Genomic DNA, 24,174 nt, shown 5'->3' on the forward strand with positions numbered 1-24,174 from the left:
CAATCAGTGTGTCAACGTGGTCCATTCCACACCTTTGGGAAGCAGGGCCGCTATGCGGTCTTTGGCTTCCTTTTTGGTATACAGCGATTCATCGAGAATGACTGCAGAACCCGAGTCACTGCTTGTGCGAATCAAACGTCCCAGACCTTGCTTCACGCGCAGCAGCATGTATGGAAGATCAATCTCTTCGTACGGTGCCGCCGATGCACTGCGTTTAGCATTAAATACAGGATCCTGCGGAGGATACGGGAGCGACCAGATCATGACATTGGATAATGAAGGGCCCGGAACGTCCAGTCCCTCCCACAGATTGACGGAGCACAGCACACTCTCCTCATCCTGCTGGAACGCAGCAATCAGATCACTGATCTCCCGGTCACCTTCGTACATGAATCGCAGTCCCTGTGCTTCCGGAACATGAATGATGTCCTGTTTAAACGTTCGCAGCTCTTCCATGGTACGGAACAGAATAAGTGCACGGCCGCCACTTTCCTGAAGCATCGACACAGCATCTCGCATCCGATTTTCGTTCTCCGGGTGACCTGGTACAGCTTGATCTGTAATCTTCATCTGCATTTTATCTGCATAGTCATATGGAGAAGCAACCGAGAATGATACAAAATCATCAATCCCCAGACTGTCTGCCACATAACGGAAGGAATTGTCAACAGACAAGGTTGCCGACGAGAATACAATTGGAATCCCGGTATTGAATACGCGCTCGTTCAGGATTTCTTTTACCGTGCGAGGCATGATGGACAGCGTCGTCTCGTCCTCATTCTCTTCCGCCCAGCAGATGTAGCCATCTTCCTTGCGGAACAGAGACAATGCCGTCTGGATCATATCCAGATGTTCTTCCACTACCCGCATCTGGTACCCATCCAGCGAGAACAATCCGCTCTCGAATACCAGCTCTTCCCCAATCGCATCCAGCACACTGGTCAGACGTTCAATTTCACGCAGCAGCGGCGCTTCAACTCGAACTTCCTTCCGTTCTGAGCCTGGAATCGCCACCGTATACGTATCCAGCAGTCTAAACAGTCGCTCACTGCTCTCAATGGCTTCGTCCACACGTTCTGCAAGGGTTTCGCGAATCTCCCCTTCCAAAAGCCGGGTTACAAGTTCCTCGAAGATGCGGTGTTTCAGTTTGTAGCTGAGTGCGTTCAGCGCGGCCTCTTCCAGCAAATGCCCTTCATCAAAGACAACCGAGCTGTGATCAGGCAGCAGCGGCAGCTGTCCCTCGCGTTTGCGGGCCTCATAGGTCCACACATGCTCCATGTAGTAGTCATGGGAACAGATGATGATGTCCTTGGAGCGGCGATAGTGATCACGTGATAACGTCAGGCCGCAGCGCTGTCTTTTGGGACAAACAAAGCAATCCTGGAATGGGTCCCAGTTGATCTTATTCCACTGGCGATCGTTCAAATGCGGATACTGTTTGCGGTCACCATAGGGATAGAAAGCCTGAAGCGTTCCAGGTGTATTCACGAAATCAGGCAGGCTCTCATGTACTTCTTCAATGACAGGCGCATCCTCATCCGCGAATCTTACCGCACTTAATTTGTTCAAACAAACGTATTGATCTGGTGATTTACCGAGACGTGCGTCCACCTGAAGATCCAGATGTTCAGCCAGCTTCGCAATATCTCCGCCCGGCTTCACCAATTGTTCAATCAATGACTCATCGGCGCAGGCAATCACTGCCGGTTTGCCCGTATAACGTGCATAACAGACCGCATAGAGCAGGTAGACTAACGTCTTGCCTGTCCCTACACCGGCCTCAGCCATAATGGTCTTTTTATCTCCATAGGCCCGTTCGAGCTGGTACGCCATAAAAATCTGTTCATCCCGTACCTCGAAGCCGGACTCAGGCAAAATATCATAGAAAACATCGGCCACCCACTCTCCCAAACGGGATACAAAGGGCTCTGCCGGGTCATATGCAAAAGGATAACGTTGTGTAGACAATCCTTGGTCAGCCTCCATTCTTATACAAGCGGTCCTTAACATTTTCCGTTCAAAAAAGGCCGCTGGGCAAAAGTTAATTATCTCACGCCATGAGGTAAGTGACAAGCTTTTTTTACCACAAGGAATGTATAGAACAAGGATCCAGGGAAAATATATATTCGAATCCATCAAAAGGAAAGGCGGTGCTCCATGAATCATCATTCTTCACACTCAGAGCATTCCCCAGACACGTCTCCAGAGACTTTAACGGATCGTCAGGGCCATCCCATCACGGACAATCAGAATGTCCGAACCGTCGGCAGCCGGGGACCGACTACGCTGGAGAATTATCATTTTCTCGAAAAGATTACGCATTTTGACCGCGAACGTATTCCTGAGCGGGTGGTACATGCACGCGGTGCTGGTGCTCATGGCATATTCGAAGCGTACGGCACAGCCGGTGATGAGCCTGTATCCAAATATACACGTGCTCGTCTATTTCAGGAGAAAGGCAAACAAACCCCTGTATTTGTCCGTTTTTCAACGGTAATCCATGGTGGGCATTCGCCAGAGACGCTCCGTGACCCGCGCGGCTTCGCTGTGAAATTTTATACCGAAGACGGCAACTGGGATCTTGTTGGCAACAACCTGAAAATCTTTTTCATTCGTGACCCGTTGAAATTCCCGGATATGGTACATGCCTTTAAACCGGACCCGTTGACCAATGCACAGGACATGGAGCGGTTTTTCGACTTCGTTTCGCTTAGTCCTGAAGCTACCCATATGATTACGTTCCTCTTCTCTCCATGGGGAATACCGGCCAATTATCGTCAAATGCAGGGATCGGGCGTCAATACATACAAATGGGTAAACCAAGAAGGCACAGGCGTGCTCATTAAATATCACTGGGAACCACTGAAGCAAGGGATACGGAACCTGCTGCAAAAAGACGCCAGCGAGATTCAGGGACAGGATTTCAATCATGCCACCCTGGATCTGTATCATGCGATTGAACAAGGGGATTACCCTGAATGGGAGCTGTGCGTTCAGATTATGGAAGACGGCGAACATCCAGAGCTGGACTTCGATCCACTCGATCCGACCAAGCTGTGGCCGCCAGAGCAATTTCCGTTTTTGCCTGTTGGAAAAATGACCTTGAACCGCAATCCTGAGGATTACTTTAACGAAGTGGAACAAGCTGCGTTTGGCACGGGTGTTCTCGTGGACGGGCTGGATTTCTCGGACGACAAATTACTGCAAGGGCGCACCTTCTCCTACTCGGATACCCAACGTCACCGGGTTGGAGCGAACTATCTGCAGCTGCCTGTGAATGCTCCCAAAAATCGCGTAGCCACCAACCAAAGCGGTGGTCAGATGCAGTACAAAGTTGATCGTGCGCCAGGACAGAACCCGCATGTGAACTACGAGCCTTCTTCTCTGGGGGGTCTGTCCGAAGCAGCTCCACGCGGCAAGGAGCATGAACCTCTTATTGAAGGTCATCTGGTTCGGGAGAAAATTCCACGTCCTAACGACTTCGGTCAAGCCGGTGATACATACCGGGCGTTTGAAGATTGGGAGCGAGAGGAACTGGTCGGCAACCTGGTTGGTGCACTCTCCAAATGTAAACCGGACATTCGTGAACGCATGATCTCACACTTCACTCAGGCCGATGCCGACTACGGTCGTCGTGTAGCTGAAGGACTGGCCTCTGTGCCGACCGATGACAGTGCAACGGTTCAGCCAAAACATGAACCAAGCGCGGAAGAAGCATCCGGGCGCAGTCATGAAGCTGATCCCTACTAAAAGTCGAAACAAGGACAGCTGGTGACAGAAGAGATTAGCACGTAGTTACCGTACTCGAAATTTATCTTGGATCTGACCGCTATATGGCCAATGCCCCAATAGTCCATCTGCCTAAAGCAGCTGCTATCGGGGCTTTTTGAGTTATACCCATGAACAAATACTTTTCCACTCAAGTCTGACCTTTCCAAGTTTAATGTAGTCCAAGTTCATTTCAGTGGATCAACCTTGTTTTCATGCCTTTTTGTCATCCAGTTGCCCCTTCCTCTCGTTCATTTCAGACGATCGCTCGTTAAATTAAGACGATCTGCCAATGTAAGGATTATGCATCGCCTTTCAAATAGCAACACTTGAGACCTCGACGTCTGACATACCGGCTTGTGTAGCTAACCCAATGAAATGATTATTGTTGATAACGCTTACACGTTTTACGATGAATCTGTGCCTTACCGAAATGCACTATCCCATTAACCAAGGAGGTTTCACAATGAAATGGTTCCCTTCTGTTTCTAATTATCCATCTGTACGCTCTGAACGTTCATGGAAATCGAAAATGGCTTATCTGTGTTTGAGTACCGCTTTTCCTCTATTGCTATTAGGTGGTGGATTAGCTGGTGCGATGGAATTTACGGAGAGTGGTGTGCAAAATTCGTCTGATCAGTCAGCCGCAACAACTCCTGCTGCACTCGCTGCTGGTGATTTATATGTCGCTCCTAACGGATCAGCAAACAATCCGGGAACGCTGGCAAGCCCGACTACACTTGCGAATGCACTGACCCAAATCGCTCCGGGGAAAACCATTTTTTTGCGCGGCGGAACCTATAATTTCTCGGAAACCGTTACGATTGAGCGCGGCAACAGCGGCACGTCTGGACAGCGCAAAAATCTGGTTGCTTACGGAATGGAAAAGCCTGTCTTCGATTTCTCGGCCCAGGCCTTTGCGTCCACGAATCGGGGCTTGCAAATGTTCGGGGATTACTGGTTTGTTAAAGGGATCGAAGTGAAAGGGGCAGGCGATAACGGGATTTTTATCGGGGGCAGTTACAACCGTCTGGAGCAGATCGAGGCTCATCATAATCGGGATACGGGGATTCAGCTGGGACGATATGCTTCCACCGCCGCCAAGAGTGAATGGCCTGCTTACAATGAAGTCATCCGCTCCTACTCTCACGACAATTATGATCCTGATAACGGCGAGGATGCAGACGGTTTTGCCGCGAAATTGACTGTGGGCCCGGGCAACCTCTTCGATGGCTGCATTGCAGCCTACAATGTGGATGATGGATGGGATCTGTACAGTAAAACAGATACGGGTGCTATCGGTGTGGTCACGATTCGTAACAGTATTGCGTACGCCAACGGCGCTACTTCCGACGGTACATCCACCACCGATAGTGATGGTAACGGCTTCAAGCTGGGCGGCGAGAAAATTGCCGTGAATCATATTGTGGAAAACAGCATTGCCTTTAATAATAAAAAACATGGATTCACGTACAACAGTAATCCCGGTTCCATTCAGATGAAAAACAACACGTCCTGGAACAACGGCCAAAGCAATTTTGCCTTCGACGTAGGCACCCATCTTTTCACCAACAACCTGTCCTTCCAGGGCGGCGCCAGTGACAAAACAAGCGGAACGGACGTCAGCAGCACCAACGTCTGGTGGAAAAACAAAAAGAGCGTAAATGACAAAGGCCTGCTCGCGAGTGCAGACGACTTTGTCTCCCTTGTACCATCTGTAACTCGCAGCAGCGATGGGACGCCAGTACTGGGTAATTTCCTGAAGCTTGCTGCAGGCAGTGATCTGATTGGCTCGGGTACGCCATCTGGTACAAATATTGGGGCGCGGTAGTTGGTATGTAGTTTTGAGTTAGATTAAAAACATGTAAGTTGAATGCACATGTGTAGTAAAATGTAACCGTTTAAAGAAGAACCCCCTTCACGATGCCAGCCAAATTAGCTGGTGTTGGTGAAGGGGCTTTTGAGTTGCAGCGCACATCCCGTTGACCTATTAATTTCCGCTATTTCTCCTGTGGATATATAAATACATAATTACTCTCATCCGACTTCTCTTCGGAGAAAACAAAATCTAGCCGATCAAAGTCTCTGATCTTCTGCACATCTGTAATCTTACGCTCTGCCATATACCGCACCATCTCACCTCTAGCCATTTTCGCCCGGGTTGCCTTCTCAACCATCTTCCCATTGATCATTTGTCCAAATACACAATTGATAAATCGGGTTTCCTCACTCAGAAAAGGAATGATGTTTTTGCTGTACTCTTTGGAAGCCAAATTTAAAATACAATTGCTTTCTGATTGAAGCTGATCTGCGAGTTTGCTACCCCAAAAATGATAAAGAGAGCTGAAACCCGGACCTTGCAGCTTGCCCTGCATCTCCAACCGATAAGGTGTAACCCCGTCCAAAGGCCGTAACATGCCATAAAAACCGGATAATATGCGCAAATGCTGCTCCAGATACGCCAGTTCTTCCTCCTGAAAAACACCCGCTGCCATATATTGATACTGTATGCCCTCATAGGCATAGATGGCTGGCGTAAGATTGGCTTTTACATTCATTTTACAGATCCGTTCCATGTTCTGTTCGGCGATTGCATCGTTACACTTCCATAACGCTTTGAGCTCCTCATAGGATAACTTTTGAAGTACACTCAACAGCTGTTCTGATTCGTTTATAAAACGCGGCAACTGCGCGCTGGTCATCAGATCGGTATCGACCTTCATCTTTTTGGCTGGTGATATGATAATTCTCATCGTGCTGATCCATCCTTAATCTACCGTTGTTTTTATCGTTATCCATTGTACAGGATTGGACAGGCGAATCCAATGGTGAAGCATATTTTCCTCTCTTACCTTTGAAAAACTTGGAATAAACAGACTCTTGTCTAGGATACATTTCGAAATAAACAATCGATCGAACCCGCTTTGTCTGGCATAGGCCCCTGCTACTAGACCAAAGAAAGGACTTATCAATATGCTATTAGCTGAAGTTGGGCCCATATTCTCATGGTCACCATGAGCTGTTTTGTTATGATTATATACGATATATTTGAATTGCTATTTTCCAAAGAGAAAGGGTGCCGCTTTTTATGTTTGTATTTCATTTACTGCTCGCTCTCGCACTTTTGGGCGGTTCAGGCAGCTCCAATGATGCCACATCTACACAACTGGAAATCGAAATCCCCCCTTTACAGCCAAAGACTTCTTCCACTGAACTCGTCCTAAAATCCGGTGTAAAGCCTTTCCGCGCTGAAGAAACATACAAAGGACTTAAGCCAGACTATAATCAATTCGAGCAAGCCGCCAGCGATCTTCAGGACAAGCTTTTTGAAAGTGCACCATCACCGCTTCTGTCCGAACCCGGAGATACAGGTACATTTGATTACGGCGGACAACTAAAATTGTTAAAGACTGTCCCTCTGAAGCAAAGTATTGAATTCGGTCCATTAACGATTCATATTATGGATGTTCAATTATTAGAGGCTCGTGAGATTCCTGAGGATTCCCGAGAAAACATTTCAATTCTGAACCAAGAAGATATCGGTCCTGATATGACTTATATTAAAATGGTCTACAGTGTAGAAAATACAACGGATCAAAATATCGGATTTTACGGGTTGAATTCAATCCATCCGAGCACGGGTAAACCCATCTCAGCAGATCGTAATTTCATGAGGAAACCTTATGTTTATCATCAATATGACGGCGTAGTCATGGATAATATGGGCTATGGTTTCGTATATACAGATGACCCTGACAAGCTGGAATCCATTGAATTGGTTTTCAACAGAATCTATGACTATGACACCGGAGAGACCATTGTAGAGCCTACTTCGTTAAGTATTCCTTTCACGGTCCAACAGTAATAATAAATTTATAAACTTATATTTGCTTCAATACTAAGATATCATTTGTCCGCGATAACATCATTGTTAAACCCCAGCCACGTACCTGCAGTAGAGCAGCATACACAGCTGGGGTTACTTGTTGTATTAAGAAAATGTATTGGCTCTATCTAAAGCCACAACCTGCCTCATCTCGTAAAATCGTGCTGTCCAATCGTCAGGAGTGTCGGCCTGCTTTTGCTCCATAGCGAAGTTGCAATCTTCGGATTGTAATAATAGAGCGCACCATTCGTCGGATCAGCACCATTCAAAGCTTTACGTGCTGCCTTATAAGAAGTAGCCGTCGGCTTTGTATTGAACTGACCATCATCAATGGCAGTGAACTGTCCTTTCTGGAAAATCACCTGCGGAATGGATGACGGGAATGCATTCGATTGCACCCGATTCAAAACGACCGCCCCTACAGCAACCTGTCCTTCAAAGGATTCCCCGCGCGCCTCCCCGTGGATCAGCTTAGCCAACTGGCGCAGCGTCTCACCTTCGGCTTTGGCCTTTTTGTTCAGCCTATTCAGTGTCGCCGGGCCTGCAATCCCATCTGCACTCAGGCCCTGGGCCTGCTGAAATTTGCGTACAGCGCTTTTGGTAATGGAACCGTAATATCCGGTCAATCCGGCTTTGAAGTATCCCAGATCCCGCAACTGCTCCTGCAATTGCAGCACATGCTCACTTTGAACGCCCTGCTCCAGCTTCTGAGCTCCCGCAGATGGAGCTGCCATCGTGAGACCAAGAGCAATCGCAAAGGCACTGAGAAGTAAACTGACTCGTCCTGCTCTTTTGCCAGCCTTTTTCCCCCTCCGATGGGTTACTGCCCGACTCACCGTAATCGGTTCCATGTTGCCAGCAATTTTGCTTAATTCTGACCTATAAGCCCTGATCAGTTCATTGGCACTTTTCGTTCCACTCACCTTATGCTTTTTAGCCATTGTATTCGTTTGATCCATTTTAATACTATTTTTCATGATTCAATTAACCTCCATTATTCTGAGTCCAGACCCCACTTTTCCCCCTGAACCCTCCCTTATGGACATCCCGAGTGTCATTATAGGATATCGCCAAAGTGCCGTCTATCGGACCGATGGAGCATGAAAAACAGGGCCTTGAATATAGCAAAAAGAGGCATGAGCCCATGGTCATGTCAGGGCTATGCCTCTTCTTATATCAACCTTATGCCGCTTGTCCAGCCTCCATTTCCGTAGGCAGGCAGACCCGCACAAAAGTTGCGCTTGTATTTATTTACATCTACTCTGCCAGTTCCTGACCCTTCGTTTCCCGGCCGAGGAACAGTACAGCCGCTGCGCCAATCAGGATCGTCACGAAGAAAATCGTGAAAATCAGGCTGATGGCCACATCACGCTGAACCAGCATGCCGACCATCAATGGAGCAAGTACGCCCCCGATGCGGCCCACCGATGTGGCAAGACCCACACCTGTTGAACGAACCGAATCTGGATATAGTTCCGGACTATACGCGTACAGACCGCCCCATGCCCCCAGATTGAAGAAAGACAGACAGATGCCTGCGGTGAGAATTGCCGCTTCGGTAGTTGCCAAACCAAAAGCAATCGCACTCACTGCCGTCAGTGTAAGATAAACGACCAGGACGAATTTACGTCCGTACCGCTCGATAAAATAAGCCGCTGTAAAGTAACCTGGCAGCTGTGCCAAGGTCATAATCAGCACGTACTGGAAGCTTTTGACCAGCGTGAAGCCTTTGGCCATCACGACGGAAGGCAGCCACAGGAACATGCCATAGTAGGAGAAAATCACCGTAAACCACAAGATCCAGAGCATGATGGTTGTCCGGCGATGCGGAGCAGACCAGACTGCAGCCACTTTCTCCCGGAACGTCGTCTTCCGGATGGTCTTGTTTTGCTTGTAACGCGGCGGGTCCTGAATGACACGGCGTAGATACAGCGCGTAGAATGCCGGAACGGCACCAATGGCAAATGCAATTCTCCAGCCGTATTCCGGGATGACAAAGTTGGCAATGAGTGCCGATACAATCCAGCCTCCAGCCCAGAAACTCTCCAGCAGCACGACGGCACGGCCGCGTTCTGCCGTCGGCATGGACTCTGATACCAGTGTGGAGGCTACAGGCAGCTCGCCACCAAGTCCAATTCCAGCAATCAGGCGCAGTACGCACAGTACGGCAAAGCCCGTCGCCAGTGCAGACAGACCGCTCGCAATGGTGAAGATTAACAGGGTCCACATCAAAATGGCCTTACGGCCAAAACGGTCAGCGAGTGCACCCGCAAGCAATGCACCCAGCGCCATCCCGATGGAGTTAATACTGGTCAGCACACCGACTTGTCCGGGACTGAGGCTCCATTCCTTGGCAAGAGCTGCCACGATGAAGGAGATCATGCCGACTTCCATTGCATCAAACAGCCAGCTCATCCCGGCACTGAACAGCAGCTTGCGCTGCTTGGGATTCCGCAACACTTCCAGTTTAGTCATAACGATAGCTCCTTGATCTCTATGTAGTCATTCTGACACTAAACCATTATTATGCAGAACGATCCAGAAATCAATGAAAAATACGCTCTTCTCCACTTCACTTTCCAATAGCTCACCCCTTGAGTGAACCCGCTGTCAGACCTGCAACAAAATAACGCTGGAGCAAAATGAACAGCACAATCATCGGAATGGCCGTCACCAGTACTCCCGTCAGCATCATTGGATAGTTCGTCACGTACTCCCCGCGGAACTGCATAAGTGCCAGCGGTAACGTCAATTTGGACTTGCTGCTGAGCATGAGCATCGGAATGAGCAGATCATTCCAAACCATGACCAGCAGGAACGTAGCCGTTGCCGCAAGGGAAGGCGCAGCCAGCGGCAGCGCAATCCGTGTGTACAGACGCCACTCGCTTGCCCCATCCATGCTGCCCGCCTCCAGAATTTCGACATTCAGCATGCGCATGAAACCCGTTAGCATGAATACGGAGACAGGCATCAGCATGGCGGCCGATACAACGATCAGGCCCGTCAGACTGTCCGACCAGCCCAGCGTGCGTGTAAGAGAGTAGATCGGCAGCATGCTGACCTGGGAAGGAACAATAAGCCCAGCCACAAACAGGCCAAACACCATTTTACCCACGCTTCCGCCCCAGCGAACAATAGCGTAGGCAATCATGCTGCTCAGCAGCAGCTCAATCACCACCGTGCCCAGTGTCACGACAAGACTGTTGCCGAAATATTGCCACATCGGCTGATTGCGAAACATGCCCGTAACGTTATTCCAGGTAAACGGATCAGGCCAGCTGAATGGACTGGTGAAGAAGTTGCTGCTTGTTTTGAATGAGGATACAAATACGAAGTACAGCGGCACGATAATCAGCAGCGCGTACACCAACAAAATCAGGCGATTGAACCATTTTAGAAACATGTGAACTCCCTTCTGCCTCCTGTGCGAGCCCGTTCCGGCATCAATAGCTTACCCGGTCGGCACGCAGTGCCTTGAACTGCACAAACGTCAGCAAGGCCAGCAGAACCAGGAAGATCATCGAACCCGCAGAAGCGAGGCCAAATGAATAGCTGCCAAAGGCGGTATGATAAATATACGTCGTCAAAATTTCGGTCGCGTAGTTCGGACCTCCGTCCGTCATGGTGAAAATAAGATCGAATGCCTTGAATGATTGGATCGTTGTATAGGCAACGACAATCGTAGCCGAAGGGGCAAGCAGCGGCCAGGTCACCGTACGGAATACCTGCCATTTGCTGCCGCCGTCCATTCGAGCGGCCTCATACAGTTCAGCCGGAATGCCTTGCAGTCCTGCGATAAACACAATCATCATTTGCCCGGCATGAGCCCAGACCTGCACGGCTGCAATGGAGTAGATTGCAATTTTGGGATCACCGATCCAGTTTCGTGCAAGACTCTCCATACCTGCCCCGTTTAACCCATAGTTGATCAATCCAATGGATGGATCATACATGAAAGCCCAGATCAGTCCAACCGATACGGAGGATAAGATGGCCGGGAGAAAATACAGGGCGCGAAGCACAATCCGCGTTTTGGTGTTTCGGACGAGCAGTAAGGCCAACACAAGTGAAATAAAGGTTTGGGCAATAACCACCGTGAGCATGAATTCGACGTTATTGCCAAAAGCCTTGCGGAAGACGATGCTGCTGAGACTGTCCTTATAATTATCCAGCCCTACAAACGCATACGACGGGGATACCCCGTCCCAATCCGTAAAGGAGTAGAACAGCCCCGTCAATGTAGGAAATACGAACAGTCCCCCGTACAGCAGCAACCCGGGTAACAGAAACAGGGATAGCTGAATACGATTCTTCATGACTTATTTCCCGATATGCTGATCAATGATCGCTTGAGCCTGCTGCGCGGCTTCTTCAGGGGAAGTCCCGCTAAGCACGGCCTGAATGGAGTTGGTGACAGCCTTTTGATTATCTCCATTCAGGATGGTGAACCGCGGCTGGAACACGGTCTTTTTGTTGGCCCACTCCCCTGCAACCTGAAGTTCGGCAGAATCATACTTCACGTCATTTACCGTTACGTTCTGACCCGTCTGGTTGGCATAAGCTCCAGCCACTTCGGGTTTGCTCAGAAACTCGATAAACTTCTTCGCTTCTTCCGGATGTTTGGACTTGCTGTTTACCGCAAGCATGAACGTCGTGGTATGAACCCCTTCATACTTTGCCTGGTCTGCACTTACTGTAATGGGTGCAAGCAGCTTCTGCTCCAGGTTCGGATTTTGCAGCTTGTTCTGAGCCAGCTGATAGGAACCACTTGCCAGCATGGCTGCCTTCTCCTGAATGAACAGCGCTCCCGCCGCCGGGTCCTTGGTACCCAGTGCATCCTGTTGGAAGTAGCCTTTATCGTTCAGCTCCTTAATTTGCGTGAGTGTTTTCACCCAGAACTCATCTGTGAGTTTCGCTTCTCCTGCTTCCACTTTGGTAAAAATGTCGTCACTTGGTGCATTATTCATCACCATGGTGTTCATGAACTGCCCCGGACCAATGTCTGCTCCGGCAAATGCGATCGGGATAATTCCGTTATCTTTCAGTGTCTGGCAGAGCGCCAGGAAACTGTCCCAGTCCTTCGGCGGTGTCAGACCGTATTTTTCAAACAGCTTCACATTATAAATTGGATCGTTGTATACGAGCTGATACGGAATGGCATATTGCTTGCCATCCAGCTGGCCTGCCTCGATCAGCTTGGAGTTATAGGCAGAGAGAAAAGATGATCCAGTCAGGTCTGTGAACAATCCGGCTTTGGTAAAAGCATCGAACTGTGCACCCGGGAAGGAGGCAAATACATCCCCCACCGAGCCATCACTGATCTTGGATTGAACGGTGGATTGATACTGGTCAGAAGGAAGCGTCTGCATCTCCACATGAATGTTCGGATTTTCCTTTTCGAATGCATCAATGGTCTTGTTCAGCGCTTCAGCATCTTCACCGCGCCAGTGCATAAAGCTGATGGTGACTTTGCCTGAACCGGAGGAACCGTTCTCGCCTGCTGCAGAGTTATCCCCGCCCCCACAAGCGGACAGCAGCAAGGACATAACCAGCATACTGACCAGGGGAAGGATGAATTTTTTATTTTTTCTCATGAATGACGACCTCCTGAGTAATGTTGAATTAGGTGATAATTCAATTAATTGCTGCTAAGCTGATGCTTCACATTTCTCGTATTCCACTTGCTGCGAATGATCGGCATTACTTTCTCGCCAAATATTTCGGCTTCTTCCAGATGCGGATAGCCTGACAATATGAATGTGGTCACGCCGAGATCAGCGTATTCCATCAGACGCTCTGCAACTTGTTCCGCCGTGCCCACGATGAGGATTGCCCCACCTGAACGAACTACGGACAAACCGGTCCACAAGTTGGGCCCTACAACGAATTGCTGTTTCTCGGACAATTCACGGAGTTCATTCTGTCTGCGCTGGTTGGTGGCGTCTGTCTCAGCAAAAGCCGCTTTCGCTTTCTCGATGGCTTCAGGTGGAACTTTGCTAATAATCTCCCACGCTGCAGCCCAAGCTTCTTCTTCGGTATCTCGAATGAGCACCTGTGCCCGCATCCCGTAACGCAGCTGGCGATCCTGTCCTGTTTCCTGTTTCACCTGTTCGCGGATCACTTCAATTTCCTCAATTTGCTCCTGAATCCAGTCGTGCGGTTCACCCCACATCAGGAACGTATCGGCATGCTCTACAGCCACTCTTTTGGCAATAGGCGAACTTCCACCCAGATAAAATGGTGGGTAAGGCTTCTGTACCGTTTCCGGCATACCTACCGGGCCTTTAAAGTTGTAATGCTGTCCATTAAACACCAGATTATCATCACTGGTTGCTTCCGCATTCGATTTGGAACCACTGCCGGCAAACTCGGTCAGATTGAGTCCTGTCGACTGTGTCCACGAACGCTTCATCACTTCTATGTACTCGCTTGCCCGTACATACCGTTCGTCATGGGCATGTGCCAGCGGATCTCCCAGTTCCTCCAGATCTCGGACCGAGCTGCCCGTCACGACATTAATCATGGCACGTCCGCCAGAGAGCTGATCCAGTGCAGCTCCCATCCGTGCGGCGAGCACCGGTGTAACCAGTCCTGGTCTAATGGCCACCAGAGGACGAAGCGTTTGAGTATGACTCATCACTGCCGAACCAACGACCCAAGCATCCAGACACGCCCCACCGGTCGGGATCAATACGAATTCAAATCCAGCCGTTTCGGCCGTTTGTGCTACCTGTATCAAATAGTCCAGGCTCGGTTCCCGTTCCGGGGCGACCCCAACATATTTTCCGTCTCCAGCCGTTGGCAAAAACCACCCGAATTTCAATTCTTCGTGTTCGCTCATACAAGTCATTCCTCTCTGTTGATAAATAAAGTCCCATATCAAAAATAAAACTAACATCTGCGAAGTAGCCGTTCCGGTAACGAATCGTTCTTCCGATCGCTGTTATCCCCGGATTTTCTTTCATCCCTTTCTCAAGGGAAAAATCCGGAGATAAAGGCGAGCGTTACACTTCTCCAGAATCGATTTCGTCCCCTCCACTATTTTCGCACTTATCAAAAACTGATTTTAAGACTGTGCCTTATTTTCTGATTGTAATTTGTAAGAAGCATTCAAATGCCGATTAATTAGCTTGGTTTAATAGGTATGGCCATCATATCAATTGATTTGTCTGTGATCAATGTCATTTTACGACATTTTAATTTTGTCATTTTGTGGTCATCTTATAGAAATAAGTCATCCTATTCTTGAATATGTACAAAACCCACCTGTATAATAGGTTATAATAATAACAACCTACAAACATTAGAAATCAAACTTATATTAAAGAGGTGTTCCTGATGACGGAGAGCATGAAGGAGGACCACCACGAGTTTTTGGATATTATTTTTTTTACTCCGTCCGAATTCGAGAAAGCTGGTGGAGCCTGGCCTATCCGAATTGGACGCAATATCGCCAAGAACAATTATCATATCGGCCCTCGTACAACGCCCTATCATTACCTGCTGTTTGTCCTCGAGGGTGAAGGTACATTTATACAGAACGGACAACAGTATCCCCTCAGAGCCCGGGATGCATTCTGTCTGTTTCCGCATGTCACCCATGAGTATTGGACTGATCCCAAGGAGCCGCTTCAGAAGATCTTTATCGCCTTCGATGGTACCCATGCAACCGAACTTCTCTCGCGGGTTGGACTCACGCCGGATGCTCCTCACCGTTCCGGTATACTGACTCCGGAGACGGCTAGTGGAATGCGTGCTTTTATGGAGGAAGTTCGCAGACCTCAGGGGGGAGCAAGTGACCTGGGACGCCTCACCCGGTTTCTCGGTCTATTTGATCGCGTTTCCCGTACCTCTGCCGTCAAGGGACTGCAGCCGGATGCGGCTATCCCCTGGCTGCAAAAAGGCAAAGAATACATGGATATTCATTTTGCCGGAGGGATCACGGTAGAGGGCGTATCTGCTCACGCGGGGGTGGACCGAACTCATTTTGCCAAACAATTTCGCAAAGCGTACGGGTTGTCTCCGGTGCAATACATCCAGCAGCTCAAAATGGACCAGGCCAAGCGTCTGCTCGTCCAAACCCCTTTAACCTTGACGGAGGTAGCTCATTCAGTAGGTTATCCGGATCTATTTTCCTTCTCCAAAGCGTTCAAAAAGCAGGTGGGTCTGCCGCCCAATCGGTACCGTACCAGCGTAAACGCCAAAAGCTGATTTCCAAGTACAGCACGGCAAAAAGCGAATAGCAAAAGAAAAAGGCAAGTCTCCATTAATCGGAAACTTGCCCTTTTGGTGTCTGCTTTTCCCAGCTACCCGCTACTTCTCCTCATCACTTTTGCGAGCCAGCGGAATGCCGTTTTCCTTTGCATACCATGCTTCATAATGATGCACAGCGACTCCAGCAAAGGAGGAATGAGATGCGGCCAGGTCAAACACCTTGGCGATCTCCTCGTCCATATTGCTTATGGATTTCCGGAAAAAGGTCAGATGATCGCCCTCATGTGTGTCCGCCAGCTCGGCTCCAACCCACACTTTCTTACCAAGCTCATCCGCTTCGTCCAGCTCTTCCTTGGACAGATCATACATCTGCTGACCACTATCTCGATAAGCCATAATGGCCACCGCATCAAAATGATCAATCACCCAGCGGCTGAATGTGCCTCCGCCTTCTGCCGACTCGCGTGCATCCAACCAGAAAGGGATCGCTGCGCTCATGTAAAGTCCGGCATCTTTACCAGCTTTGGTCCACGCCTTCATGTTGTCGCTCCATTCTGCAATAACGCTATTCTGCTCGTTCTCCCAGCGTTTTAGCTGATAAGGCTCAACATCCAGCTGAATTCCCTCAAAACGTTCATTTTTGGCCGAAGCCGCATTATATGCTTTTACTTTTTCGATAAACGCGAGTCCCTCTTCCTGTTTATCCCTGTAGGCCCAGTCCGCATGACCATTCAGGGCATGTACCTGGATCTCTGCCTGCTGGGCAGACGCAATGAATTTGCGATACGTATCATCCGATACCTCATCCTGTATCTGCAGGAAAATGACATCAACACCCTGCTCCTTGGAGAAGGAGATGATATCCGGGGTCTGTTCTGCGATGATGGAAGCATCCCATAGCCAGGTCGCTTTTTTCTCCTCTGCCGAAAACCATTTGAACAGCCAGGGCAGCAGCAGCAAACAAAAGGTCAACGCGAGCAGAGCCCATTTTGTCCTCACCGACATCCTGCCCCAGCGAATCATGTTATTTCTCAGACGAGCAACGCTTCACTTGGTTCCAGCACAGGATGCTGAACCGAGTGTCCAATTTTGTAGATGTGCGGCTGTGTGTAAGTCCGGAACGCATTGCGTGTATCCAGAATTGGCACACCCAAATCGGCAATATCGCTGTATGGCAGATCTCTGTGGTTGGTAATCAGCACAATGCAGTCATATTTCTTGAATTGCTCCAGGTTGAATACTTCGCTGTACACCGTATCGTCATGCTTGTCAAGGAAGGAATCAGCATATGGATCGAAGTAGCTGACATTCGCTCCGCTTTCCTTGAACAGTTCATATACTTCGAGTCCAGGTGACTCACGCAGGTCTGCAATATTCGGCTTGTACGACATGCCGAGCAGCAGGATGTTGGAGTTCCGAACAGATTTGGCGTATTCGTTCAGAATCGTTGATGTTTTGTTCAGAACATAGTACGGCATGTTGTCATTGGTCGATTGTGCCAGTTCGATAAATTTGCTGTAGAAGCGGAACCCTTTCGCTTTCCAGGACAGATACATTGGATCAAGCGGTATGCAGTGGCCGCCGATGCCTGGGCCTGGGTAGAACGGCATGAATCCGAACGGCTTCGTCGCCGCTGCATCAATGACTTCCCAGATGTCGATGCCCATGCGGTCACACATCATCGCCATTTCATTTACAAACGCAATGTTTACGCTGCGGAACGTATTTTCCAGCAGTTTGGACATCTCCGCCACTTTTGGTGAAGATACCGGTACAACCGTTTGTACATACTTGCTATACAGTGCCGTACCAAGTTTCAGGCAAGCTTCCGTTGTCCCCCCGATAACTTTCGGCGTATTGTACGTGGTGAAACGTCCGTTGGACGGATCCACCCGTTCAGGCGAGAAGCAGAGGAAATAGTCCTTGCCGGCTTCATGGCCAATTTTGTCCAGCTTTTGTTGAATCAGTTCTTCCGTTGTACCCGGGTAGGTTGTGCTCTCCAGCGTAATCAGCATGCCCGGTTTCATGTGCAATTTGATCTGATCCACCACAGTCTCGATGTAGGATGTATCCGGATCCTGATTCTCACTGAGCGGTGTTGGTACGCAAATGCTCAATGCATCAATGACGCGCAGCATGCTGTAATCCGTTGTAGGCTGGAAACGGCCTGTTTGCATCACTTTTTTCAATTCCTCGGACGAGATATCGTGAATATAGGAATCCCCATTATAGATACTGTCGACCTTGGACGCGTCCAGGTCAATACCGATTACCGTAAAGCCTTGATTTACCATTTCCACGGCTAGCGGAAGTCCTACGTAACCGAGCCCGACCACGCCAAGCACCGCTTCTTTGTTTTCAATGGCATTCAGTAAAGTATGGAATTGTTGATTCTCCATGATATTCCCTCCAGGTTAATGTATTTGTAGTGTTCCGTAAATCCGTTCGGTTGATAATTTTATTAGTGCAGGCAGCGACGAATACGTGCATCCAGCTCCACTGGGGAGAAAGGTTTGGTCATATAATCGTCCACACCGCTGCGGAAGCATTGGCTGATCGTCTGTTCAACACGCTGCTCGGTCAGCACAACGATCTTCGGCGGCTGCTCGACCTCCAGGTTCTGTATATGGTGAATGAACGGCAGGCCGTCAATCCCATACAGATTCAGTTCAGTCAGTACCAGGTCAGGTGACACCTTCTCAATCAATTCAAGTGCAGCCAGTCCATCTACCGCTTCATACGTCTCATAGCCCTGCATTTTAAGGCGCAGCTGCAAAAACTCACGAACTGTCGGATCGTTATCCACGATCAAAATTCTGCCCGGCTCGTCCGCCGTATTGTCCAGCGTGTAGATATGAATCTCCTCAGGGTCAACCAGCTTCGCCGATTCAGCCATGTGCTGAATCGTCGCCTGAGAAGGACGCTCACTATCCTTGAAGCTCGCCAGCGTAATCTGCGGCTCGGCTCCAGGAACCGTCTCCTGCAGCTCATGCTTGATGCGAAGCCCTTCATAGTGGACTTCGTTCAGCGTCAAACCAGGCAGCAGGACCGCAAGCGTCTGGGTTGCCTCATCCTTCCACAGCTGGAAGGCAAACTCGCTCGTTTGCTCCAGATAATTCCTGACCTGCTGCTCCGGCTGGACTTGTACACCTCCACAATGGATGAACATTAAGCCGCATGTTCCGGCACCCGCATCCTTCAATCCCTGTTCCACACTTAGGTACACATTAACGGCAGCTTCACGCTGCAATGTTGCCGTATTAGGCATGTTCTTTTCCACCCTTCTCCCTTGGTTATCTATTCTGTTGCTGCTGTATTGCTATTCGTGAGAATTCAATACTGCTTATGACCTGCACCCTTCGATGCAGATATGAATCAGGCAGCTTCGGTTCCCTTTTCTTCCTCGGACCAGCTCTGACGTGTCATCGTTCCCCATGAATTGTTGTTTTGCATGAACTGAATGTGTCCCTGCAATCTCCACAGAACGCCAAGCTGGTGATAACCCACAAATTTCAGAGCAGAGTAAACCAGCATTTTGACCAGATCAGACAGCTTGTTGTATCTCCGGAACGCAATTTCTTCCAGAATCAATGCTCCTACGCTCAGCAGATAACCGCTCACGAAGTTCAGCAATCCGAACAGAACAAGAATCGGCCACTGCGTCATATCAAGCAGCACATAACCAGCAAGAGCGATCAGACCGGTAATCCGGAAATAAGGGTTGAGTGCTTCAAATATGACGTTGTACGGCATGGTCAGCATGCCCATCACCTTATATTTTGGGTTGAACAGCATGCCGCGGTTCTCCAGCATGTTCTTCAGATTCCCGCGTCCCCAGCGCTTACGCTGACTGGACAAAATGCGGTAGGAATCCGGTGCCTGTGTCCAGCAAACAGCTTCAGGACAAAAGGCTACGCGGTATTTCAATTTATTTTCCAGCATATAGCGATGAAGCTTGATGATAATGTTCATGTCTTCCCCCGGATAACCATCCCGGTACCCACCAACGGCAATAACAGCATCCTTGCGGAACATGCCGAAGGCACCCGACACGATGATCAGTCCGTTCATATGGCTCCAGCCAATTCGTCCACCCAGAAAGGCTTTGAGATATTCAATGGATTGGAACATCGGCCACATTTTGCGCGGCAGGGAGACATCCTGAACAGCTCCGTTTTCGATTTTGCAGCCATTCGCTATGCGAACATCTCCGCCAATCGCCACGGTCTCTTCGGGATTTTCCATATACATGCGTGCCATGCGAATCAAGGCATCCTTTTCCAGCAAAGAGTCGGCATCAATGGAAGAAATCAGCGGATAGTGTGACAGGTTAATTCCCGCATTCAGCGAGTCTGCCTTTCCGCCATTTTCCTTATCGATCACGTACAGATCCGGGAATTCCGGATTGTGGTATATCCCGCGAATGGTTTGACAAGGAATTTTGCCACGGATCTTGGTATCCGGTACAGGTTTTAGACGGTATTCCTTCAGCAGAACTTTCAGGGTACTGTCACTAGAACCGTCATTCACCACGATGACTTCGTACGTTGGGTAATTCAGCGTCATCAGACAGTTCACATTTTCAATAATCGTCAATTCTTCATTGTAAGCAGGCACCAGCAGGGATACTGAAGGCACCAACTCCGATCCTGACAATGTGTTGTATTTGGAATAATGGGACCGTCTGAAAATGGTCCAGATGTTACGGAATGATAGCGCCAGAATGGAAAAATACAGCGCATTTACAGCAACGACATAGTAGATGGCTACCATGCCATAAATCAATAACAGATCTCTAAGCAGTGTAATCCCCTCCTACCGCAGCCACACCGGTGCGTCTCTTCGTTGTTCGGTTACCCGGTACAGGGGCAAAATATTGATCATAGAGCAGTCTTCTCTTGTTATGCACAATCATCTGGTCTACCGCTTTGTGATCGGCTCCGGATTGCTTCATCGTGCTCTCAATTTGCTGCATGGCAATCTCGCGTTCAACACCGGTACCTTGTACCGCTGCCTGACACAAAGCTTCGAATCCGGGTTCGCCCAGCATGCTCAAGCTCTCAGCACTGTTATAGCGCACTCGCCAGTCTTCATCACGCAGCGCTTTGCGCAGCAGTGGAATGCTGCCTGCCGCATGCTTCGAACCGAGCGCCTGAACGACTTCCGCCCGCACTTCCGGGTCAGCATCCTTCATCAGCTTCAGAATCGTCTCATCCTGAAGTGCCGGACTTGCGCTCAGATACAGCTTCACCGCTTCCGCCCGTACATCCTGATGCTCTGCACCGACCAACCGGTCGAGTGCCGGCATGACCTCCGGTACTGCTTGTCCCCACATGGCGACAAGTCCAACCTTCACAAAATCTGGATTGCGGTCTTCCAGCAACTCAATCAGAAGTCTGCTCGTATCCAGACTGGTCTCAAGCAAAATGTCCGCAGCCAGATGATGAATCGACTTCCCTTTGGTCAATAACACTTCAAGCATGTCCTTCAATTCACCCTGACGGGTGGTGCTTCTCGCAATGGAACGTCCAATCACGAATGCCATCGGTCCAGGCTTCTCATCCTTGAGCAATTCCATTAAACCCGGAACGGCTTCGGGACAGCGCATGCCGCCCAATCGGTAAGCTGCATCGATCTGCCGACCATAACGCAGCCGGCCCAGTTCTTTCAGATCATGCTCTACGAATCCTGCCTCACGGCAGAGTGCAATCAATTTCTCACGGTACTCTCCTTTGAATTGATCAATCCACTCAATGAGCTTGCTCTGAATCACCTGTCGTTCAATCGGAGCCAGCTTGCCAGGAGGCAACCGCAGCGGACGACCTTCAGTCAGTGCCGTTTGCAGATACGTGAAGTAATCCCGCTGCTTTTGTTTGTAGAATTCAATCTTACGCCGTTTGCCGTTATGGGACACTTTCATGGCAAACAGCAGGATCACACCCAGAGCGACGAGCGCTATACAGATGTATAAAAATAGATAGGCCAAAGCCAAACTCGAAAACATGTGAAAAGGTCCTCCTTTATACTCATTTAATTCATCTGAGAACTAGGAATTTGTTCAAAGACTTTCTTCATTTCTTCGTAACTCAGCTTCAGTCGTTCACTGTATTTCACCTGTTCCCAAGGCTGCCAGCTATACACAGGCAGGGTTTTCAAATCCAGCGTGGTCTGATCACCTGCAGGCCAGGCTACGCTGCCCGTCGATCGGTCCATTAACCATGGAACCAGCGTTATGCCTTCGGTCTTCACCGTCTTAAACACCCGTCCTTCCTGCAGGGGTCCATAATCGATCACTTGCAGTGAGCTTGGGTCACCAAACCCAAGCAGCATCCAGGGAATTCGCATCTCCACTTGATTGCCGTCATACTGCCAGGTCGTCAATGAATCTGTGTCGGACTGTCCGGGAGCCGTAGTTCCCCGCTTCAGGATACCCACTTTTTCATTCATAAACGGATGAGCGGACCGGGTATCCGGCGGCGTCATCCTCAGGCTGACTGCCAAATTCCATGGATGGAAGGGATCAGCTTCATTTCCTTGCTTGTCCGGCAGCATATCGTATCCTTCCTTGCCGTACAGACGCTGGTTAAAATCATAATCCTTGGCGATCTCTACCTGGGATTCATCATCCTGTCCCAGCGTGATGACTGTTTCGAGACCATCACTTAGCGTTCGTTCCGGAAGCCGCTTGCCAGGCTGATTGCCGCCTGCCAGTGTATCCGTCCCTATGCGGAGCATCGTTTTATCTGGATCAAATGGCTGGTCCAGCGTCATCCCAATGTACAGGTAAGCCTCGTCGTGGGTCAGCTTCATTTCCTGAATGCCGTCCACTTTTCCCTGCCATACCGTAACTTCTTCTTCGTTCAGTGCAGCCCAGTCATCCAGTTTCCCGTCGATGGTCAGCTGTTCCTGTTTGCCCGGGTCCATGGCGAGCAGACCGAACATTTTCTCGTTGGTTAGCACATTTAGCCAGTAGGCCCGCCGATCCGCAGGAATTTCGAAAGGCATCGTGTTCCAGGTTTTCTTGAACCATTCATCCTGCCACATGAACAGAATCGCTCCCGCATACCCTTCGTCATAGATATCCTGAGTCAGTGAAGCGTCAATGGCTCCTTGTTCGGCCTCGTTATGTCCACCCTGATCCCTTCCTCCCATACCTAGATGAGAGATCCCCAGGGAAGAAGGTACACCATACTCTGTAACCATTACAGGCATATCGGAAAACTCGGCTTTAAGCTTGCGTAAATAGCTTTTGTACGTGTTGTACTCGCCGTTTGCATCCTTGATCGTTTGAAGGGTCTGGTCCGTATGGAATAAATCCGGATAGTAGGGATACACATGGTATGCTGCAAAATATCCTCCCTGCCATTCCTCCGGCTGAATATGACGGGCATCCACACTGACGAGGTCCTCTTCAAACAATGGTTCGCCTGGATGTTCCAGCACATCGGTTGTCACCCAATTGGTGAACGTCATCGGATGTTCCCATCCATACTTTTTCTCCAGAACGGCTGTATAGTCCAGCAGCTCGGCCAACCAATTCTCGAAAGGTGAGGCATCTGCTGTCCCGGAAAAATGAACGCCCTTGTATTGCGGAACATCGGGATGTTTTTCATTTGTGTTGTCTACCATCGTGGGATCCCACTCGGTGCCAACATGCCAGGCCATCAGATATTTACCGGCATTCTTCTTGTACTTGCCGCTGGAGGCTCCGGCCTTCTCGGGAATATCCGCATCCCCATATACCGCGGTTACCGCTTTTTCAATCTCCTGCTTGAACGTCTGTTCAATGTGATCAGCATAAGCGTCCTGCTTCTCAATCAACTCTTCTTCCGGCGACCATATACCCTGTATAAAATATAACGGCTGCTCCCGGCCACGGTTATAATCGACCAATGCTGAGTAAAAAATCGGTTCGTGGACCGTATACACCCGTATGACATTGGCCCCCATCTCCTGAATCTGCTGGAACCACCTTAGGTAATCCTCTTCGGTCAGGGGAAACTCTCCCGGATAATATCCCGGTGAAGTTGCACCCAGGTTGACGCCCTTAACGAACATCTCCCTCCATGTTCCATCGGGCCCGTATTCCATGAACCGGTCTCCCTCGGTCTTGAATTTCATCTCCGTGCCATTCTCGGCTGTGTAGGTAACGAGCTGGGGCTGCATGTATTGCCAGCCGGCCAATATTCCACCGGTCAGTACAACAGCTCCCGTCAACATCGTTAGCATCCAGCGCTTTCTTCTTCGTCTGCTCATGGCTCCTGATTGCTCACCTCTCTATTATGCATCCTGCCTGTTATGGTCTG

General features: G+C 49.5%; 18 protein-coding genes. 4 read left to right on the plus strand and 14 right to left on the minus strand.

Translation table 11 applies throughout. The features are described from left to right. Window positions 1-3 precede the first annotated feature (3 nt). Entirely contained in the window at window positions 4-1,968 is a 1,965-nt protein-coding gene (locus CHH60_RS11580) for an ATP-dependent DNA helicase (RefSeq protein WP_255247896.1), read from the minus strand. A 189-nt stretch (window positions 1,969-2,157) separates the two neighbouring features. Between CHH60_RS11580 and CHH60_RS11585 the strand changes: the two genes are divergently transcribed. Together CHH60_RS11585 and CHH60_RS11590 are read left to right on the plus strand one after the other, a co-directional pair. Then, window positions 2,158-3,750, plus strand: coding sequence for a catalase (locus CHH60_RS11585; RefSeq protein ID WP_095359324.1), 1,593 nt, complete (start codon window positions 2,158-2,160; stop codon window positions 3,748-3,750). Between the two features lie 484 nt (window positions 3,751-4,234). Next, window positions 4,235-5,599, plus strand: a complete 1,365-nt coding sequence (locus tag CHH60_RS11590; protein ID WP_217989978.1) for a right-handed parallel beta-helix repeat-containing protein — start codon at window positions 4,235-4,237, stop codon at window positions 5,597-5,599. Window positions 5,600-5,768: 169 nt separating this feature from the next. On the opposite strand, the gene yaaA is transcribed toward CHH60_RS11590, so the two are convergent. Beyond that, window positions 5,769-6,521 carry a peroxide stress protein YaaA gene (gene yaaA, locus CHH60_RS11595; RefSeq protein WP_095359325.1) on the minus strand — a complete coding sequence of 251 codons (753 nt, stop codon included), beginning with the start codon at window positions 6,519-6,521 and terminating at the stop codon, window positions 5,769-5,771. Window positions 6,522-6,856: 335 nt separating this feature from the next. Between yaaA and CHH60_RS11600 the strand changes: the two genes are divergently transcribed. Beyond that, entirely contained in the window at window positions 6,857-7,633 is a 777-nt protein-coding gene (locus tag CHH60_RS11600) for a hypothetical protein (protein WP_095359326.1), read from the plus strand. 167 nt (window positions 7,634-7,800) lie between these two features. Here the strand turns inward: CHH60_RS11600 and CHH60_RS11605 are convergent, their stop codons facing one another. The 6 genes from CHH60_RS11605 to CHH60_RS11630 form a co-directional block, all read right to left on the minus strand. Then, complete coding sequence (locus CHH60_RS11605) at window positions 7,801-8,388, minus strand: cell wall hydrolase (RefSeq protein ID WP_095359394.1); 588 nt, start codon at window positions 8,386-8,388, stop codon at window positions 7,801-7,803. A gap of 523 nt (window positions 8,389-8,911) precedes the next feature. Continuing rightward, entirely contained in the window at window positions 8,912-10,129 is a 1,218-nt protein-coding gene (locus CHH60_RS11610; RefSeq protein ID WP_095359327.1) for an MFS transporter, read from the minus strand. Between the two features lie 112 nt (window positions 10,130-10,241). Further along, window positions 10,242-11,057 (minus strand): carbohydrate ABC transporter permease, encoded by an 816-nt coding sequence (locus CHH60_RS11615; RefSeq protein ID WP_095359328.1) that lies wholly within the window; start codon window positions 11,055-11,057, stop codon window positions 10,242-10,244. A 40-nt stretch (window positions 11,058-11,097) separates the two neighbouring features. Continuing rightward, the gene (locus CHH60_RS11620; protein WP_176476034.1) at window positions 11,098-11,970 is read right to left on the minus strand and encodes a carbohydrate ABC transporter permease; all 873 of its coding nucleotides are present in this window, start codon (window positions 11,968-11,970) and stop codon (window positions 11,098-11,100) included. A 3-nt stretch (window positions 11,971-11,973) separates the two neighbouring features. Beyond that, the gene (locus CHH60_RS11625) at window positions 11,974-13,248 is read right to left on the minus strand and encodes an ABC transporter substrate-binding protein (RefSeq protein ID WP_095359329.1); all 1,275 of its coding nucleotides are present in this window, start codon (window positions 13,246-13,248) and stop codon (window positions 11,974-11,976) included. 44 nt (window positions 13,249-13,292) lie between these two features. Continuing rightward, on the minus strand, window positions 13,293-14,495 hold the full coding sequence (locus tag CHH60_RS11630; RefSeq protein WP_095359330.1) for an LLM class flavin-dependent oxidoreductase: 1,203 nt from the start codon (window positions 14,493-14,495) through the stop codon (window positions 13,293-13,295). Between the two features lie 497 nt (window positions 14,496-14,992). Here CHH60_RS11630 and CHH60_RS11635 point away from each other — a divergent pair, with 497 nt between their 5' ends. Then, window positions 14,993-15,865 (plus strand): helix-turn-helix transcriptional regulator, encoded by an 873-nt coding sequence (locus tag CHH60_RS11635; protein WP_095359331.1) that lies wholly within the window; start codon window positions 14,993-14,995, stop codon window positions 15,863-15,865. A 102-nt stretch (window positions 15,866-15,967) separates the two neighbouring features. Here the strand turns inward: CHH60_RS11635 and CHH60_RS11640 are convergent, their stop codons facing one another. The 6 genes from CHH60_RS11640 to CHH60_RS11665 form a co-directional block, all read right to left on the minus strand. Next, entirely contained in the window at window positions 15,968-16,873 is a 906-nt protein-coding gene (locus CHH60_RS11640; RefSeq protein WP_255247898.1) for a hypothetical protein, read from the minus strand. A 26-nt stretch (window positions 16,874-16,899) separates the two neighbouring features. After that, window positions 16,900-18,267, minus strand: a complete 1,368-nt coding sequence (locus CHH60_RS11645; RefSeq protein WP_095359333.1) for a nucleotide sugar dehydrogenase — start codon at window positions 18,265-18,267, stop codon at window positions 16,900-16,902. 62 nt (window positions 18,268-18,329) lie between these two features. Continuing rightward, complete coding sequence (locus CHH60_RS11650) at window positions 18,330-19,136, minus strand: response regulator (protein ID WP_095359334.1); 807 nt, start codon at window positions 19,134-19,136, stop codon at window positions 18,330-18,332. Window positions 19,137-19,243: 107 nt separating this feature from the next. Continuing rightward, window positions 19,244-20,641, minus strand: a complete 1,398-nt coding sequence (locus tag CHH60_RS11655; protein WP_176476035.1) for a glycosyltransferase family 2 protein — start codon at window positions 20,639-20,641, stop codon at window positions 19,244-19,246. 22 nt (window positions 20,642-20,663) lie between these two features. After that, complete coding sequence (locus CHH60_RS11660; RefSeq protein ID WP_095359335.1) at window positions 20,664-21,872, minus strand: HEAT repeat domain-containing protein; 1,209 nt, start codon at window positions 21,870-21,872, stop codon at window positions 20,664-20,666. 26 nt (window positions 21,873-21,898) lie between these two features. Further along, window positions 21,899-24,124 (minus strand): hypothetical protein, encoded by a 2,226-nt coding sequence (locus CHH60_RS11665; protein WP_095359336.1) that lies wholly within the window; start codon window positions 24,122-24,124, stop codon window positions 21,899-21,901. Window positions 24,125-24,174: the final 50 nt, after the last annotated feature.

It is taken from the genome of Paenibacillus sp. 7523-1 (genome assembly GCF_002276415.1).
GTDB classification, from domain to species: domain Bacteria; phylum Bacillota; class Bacilli; order Paenibacillales; family Paenibacillaceae; genus Paenibacillus; species Paenibacillus illinoisensis_A.

Excerpts from the sequence above, each read along its gene's own strand:
- CHH60_RS11655 (WP_176476035.1), bottom strand. The coding sequence starts at position 20,641 with ATGGTAGCCATCTACTATGTCGTTGCTGTAAATGCGCTGTATTTTTCC.
- CHH60_RS11615 (WP_095359328.1), bottom strand. The coding sequence starts at position 11,057 with ATGTTTCTAAAATGGTTCAATCGCCTGATTTTGTTGGTGTACGCGCTG.
- CHH60_RS11590 (WP_217989978.1), top strand. The coding sequence starts at position 4,235 with ATGAAATGGTTCCCTTCTGTTTCTAATTATCCATCTGTACGCTCTGAA.
- CHH60_RS11600 (WP_095359326.1), top strand. The coding sequence starts at position 6,857 with ATGTTTGTATTTCATTTACTGCTCGCTCTCGCACTTTTGGGCGGTTCA.
- CHH60_RS11610 (WP_095359327.1), bottom strand. The coding sequence starts at position 10,129 with ATGACTAAACTGGAAGTGTTGCGGAATCCCAAGCAGCGCAAGCTGCTG.
- CHH60_RS11660 (WP_095359335.1), bottom strand. The coding sequence starts at position 21,872 with ATGTTTTCGAGTTTGGCTTTGGCCTATCTATTTTTATACATCTGTATA.
- CHH60_RS11635 (WP_095359331.1), top strand. The coding sequence starts at position 14,993 with ATGACGGAGAGCATGAAGGAGGACCACCACGAGTTTTTGGATATTATT.
- CHH60_RS11640 (WP_255247898.1), bottom strand. The coding sequence starts at position 16,873 with ATGTCGGTGAGGACAAAATGGGCTCTGCTCGCGTTGACCTTTTGTTTG.
- CHH60_RS11605 (WP_095359394.1), bottom strand. The coding sequence starts at position 8,388 with ATGGCAGCTCCATCTGCGGGAGCTCAGAAGCTGGAGCAGGGCGTTCAA.
- CHH60_RS11625 (WP_095359329.1), bottom strand. The coding sequence starts at position 13,248 with ATGAGAAAAAATAAAAAATTCATCCTTCCCCTGGTCAGTATGCTGGTT.
- CHH60_RS11665 (WP_095359336.1), bottom strand. The coding sequence starts at position 24,124 with ATGAGCAGACGAAGAAGAAAGCGCTGGATGCTAACGATGTTGACGGGA.
- CHH60_RS11650 (WP_095359334.1), bottom strand. The coding sequence starts at position 19,136 with ATGCCTAATACGGCAACATTGCAGCGTGAAGCTGCCGTTAATGTGTAC.
- CHH60_RS11620 (WP_176476034.1), bottom strand. The coding sequence starts at position 11,970 with ATGAAGAATCGTATTCAGCTATCCCTGTTTCTGTTACCCGGGTTGCTG.
- CHH60_RS11585 (WP_095359324.1), top strand. The coding sequence starts at position 2,158 with ATGAATCATCATTCTTCACACTCAGAGCATTCCCCAGACACGTCTCCA.
- yaaA (WP_095359325.1), bottom strand. The coding sequence starts at position 6,521 with ATGAGAATTATCATATCACCAGCCAAAAAGATGAAGGTCGATACCGAT.
- CHH60_RS11645 (WP_095359333.1), bottom strand. The coding sequence starts at position 18,267 with ATGGAGAATCAACAATTCCATACTTTACTGAATGCCATTGAAAACAAA.
- CHH60_RS11630 (WP_095359330.1), bottom strand. The coding sequence starts at position 14,495 with ATGAGCGAACACGAAGAATTGAAATTCGGGTGGTTTTTGCCAACGGCT.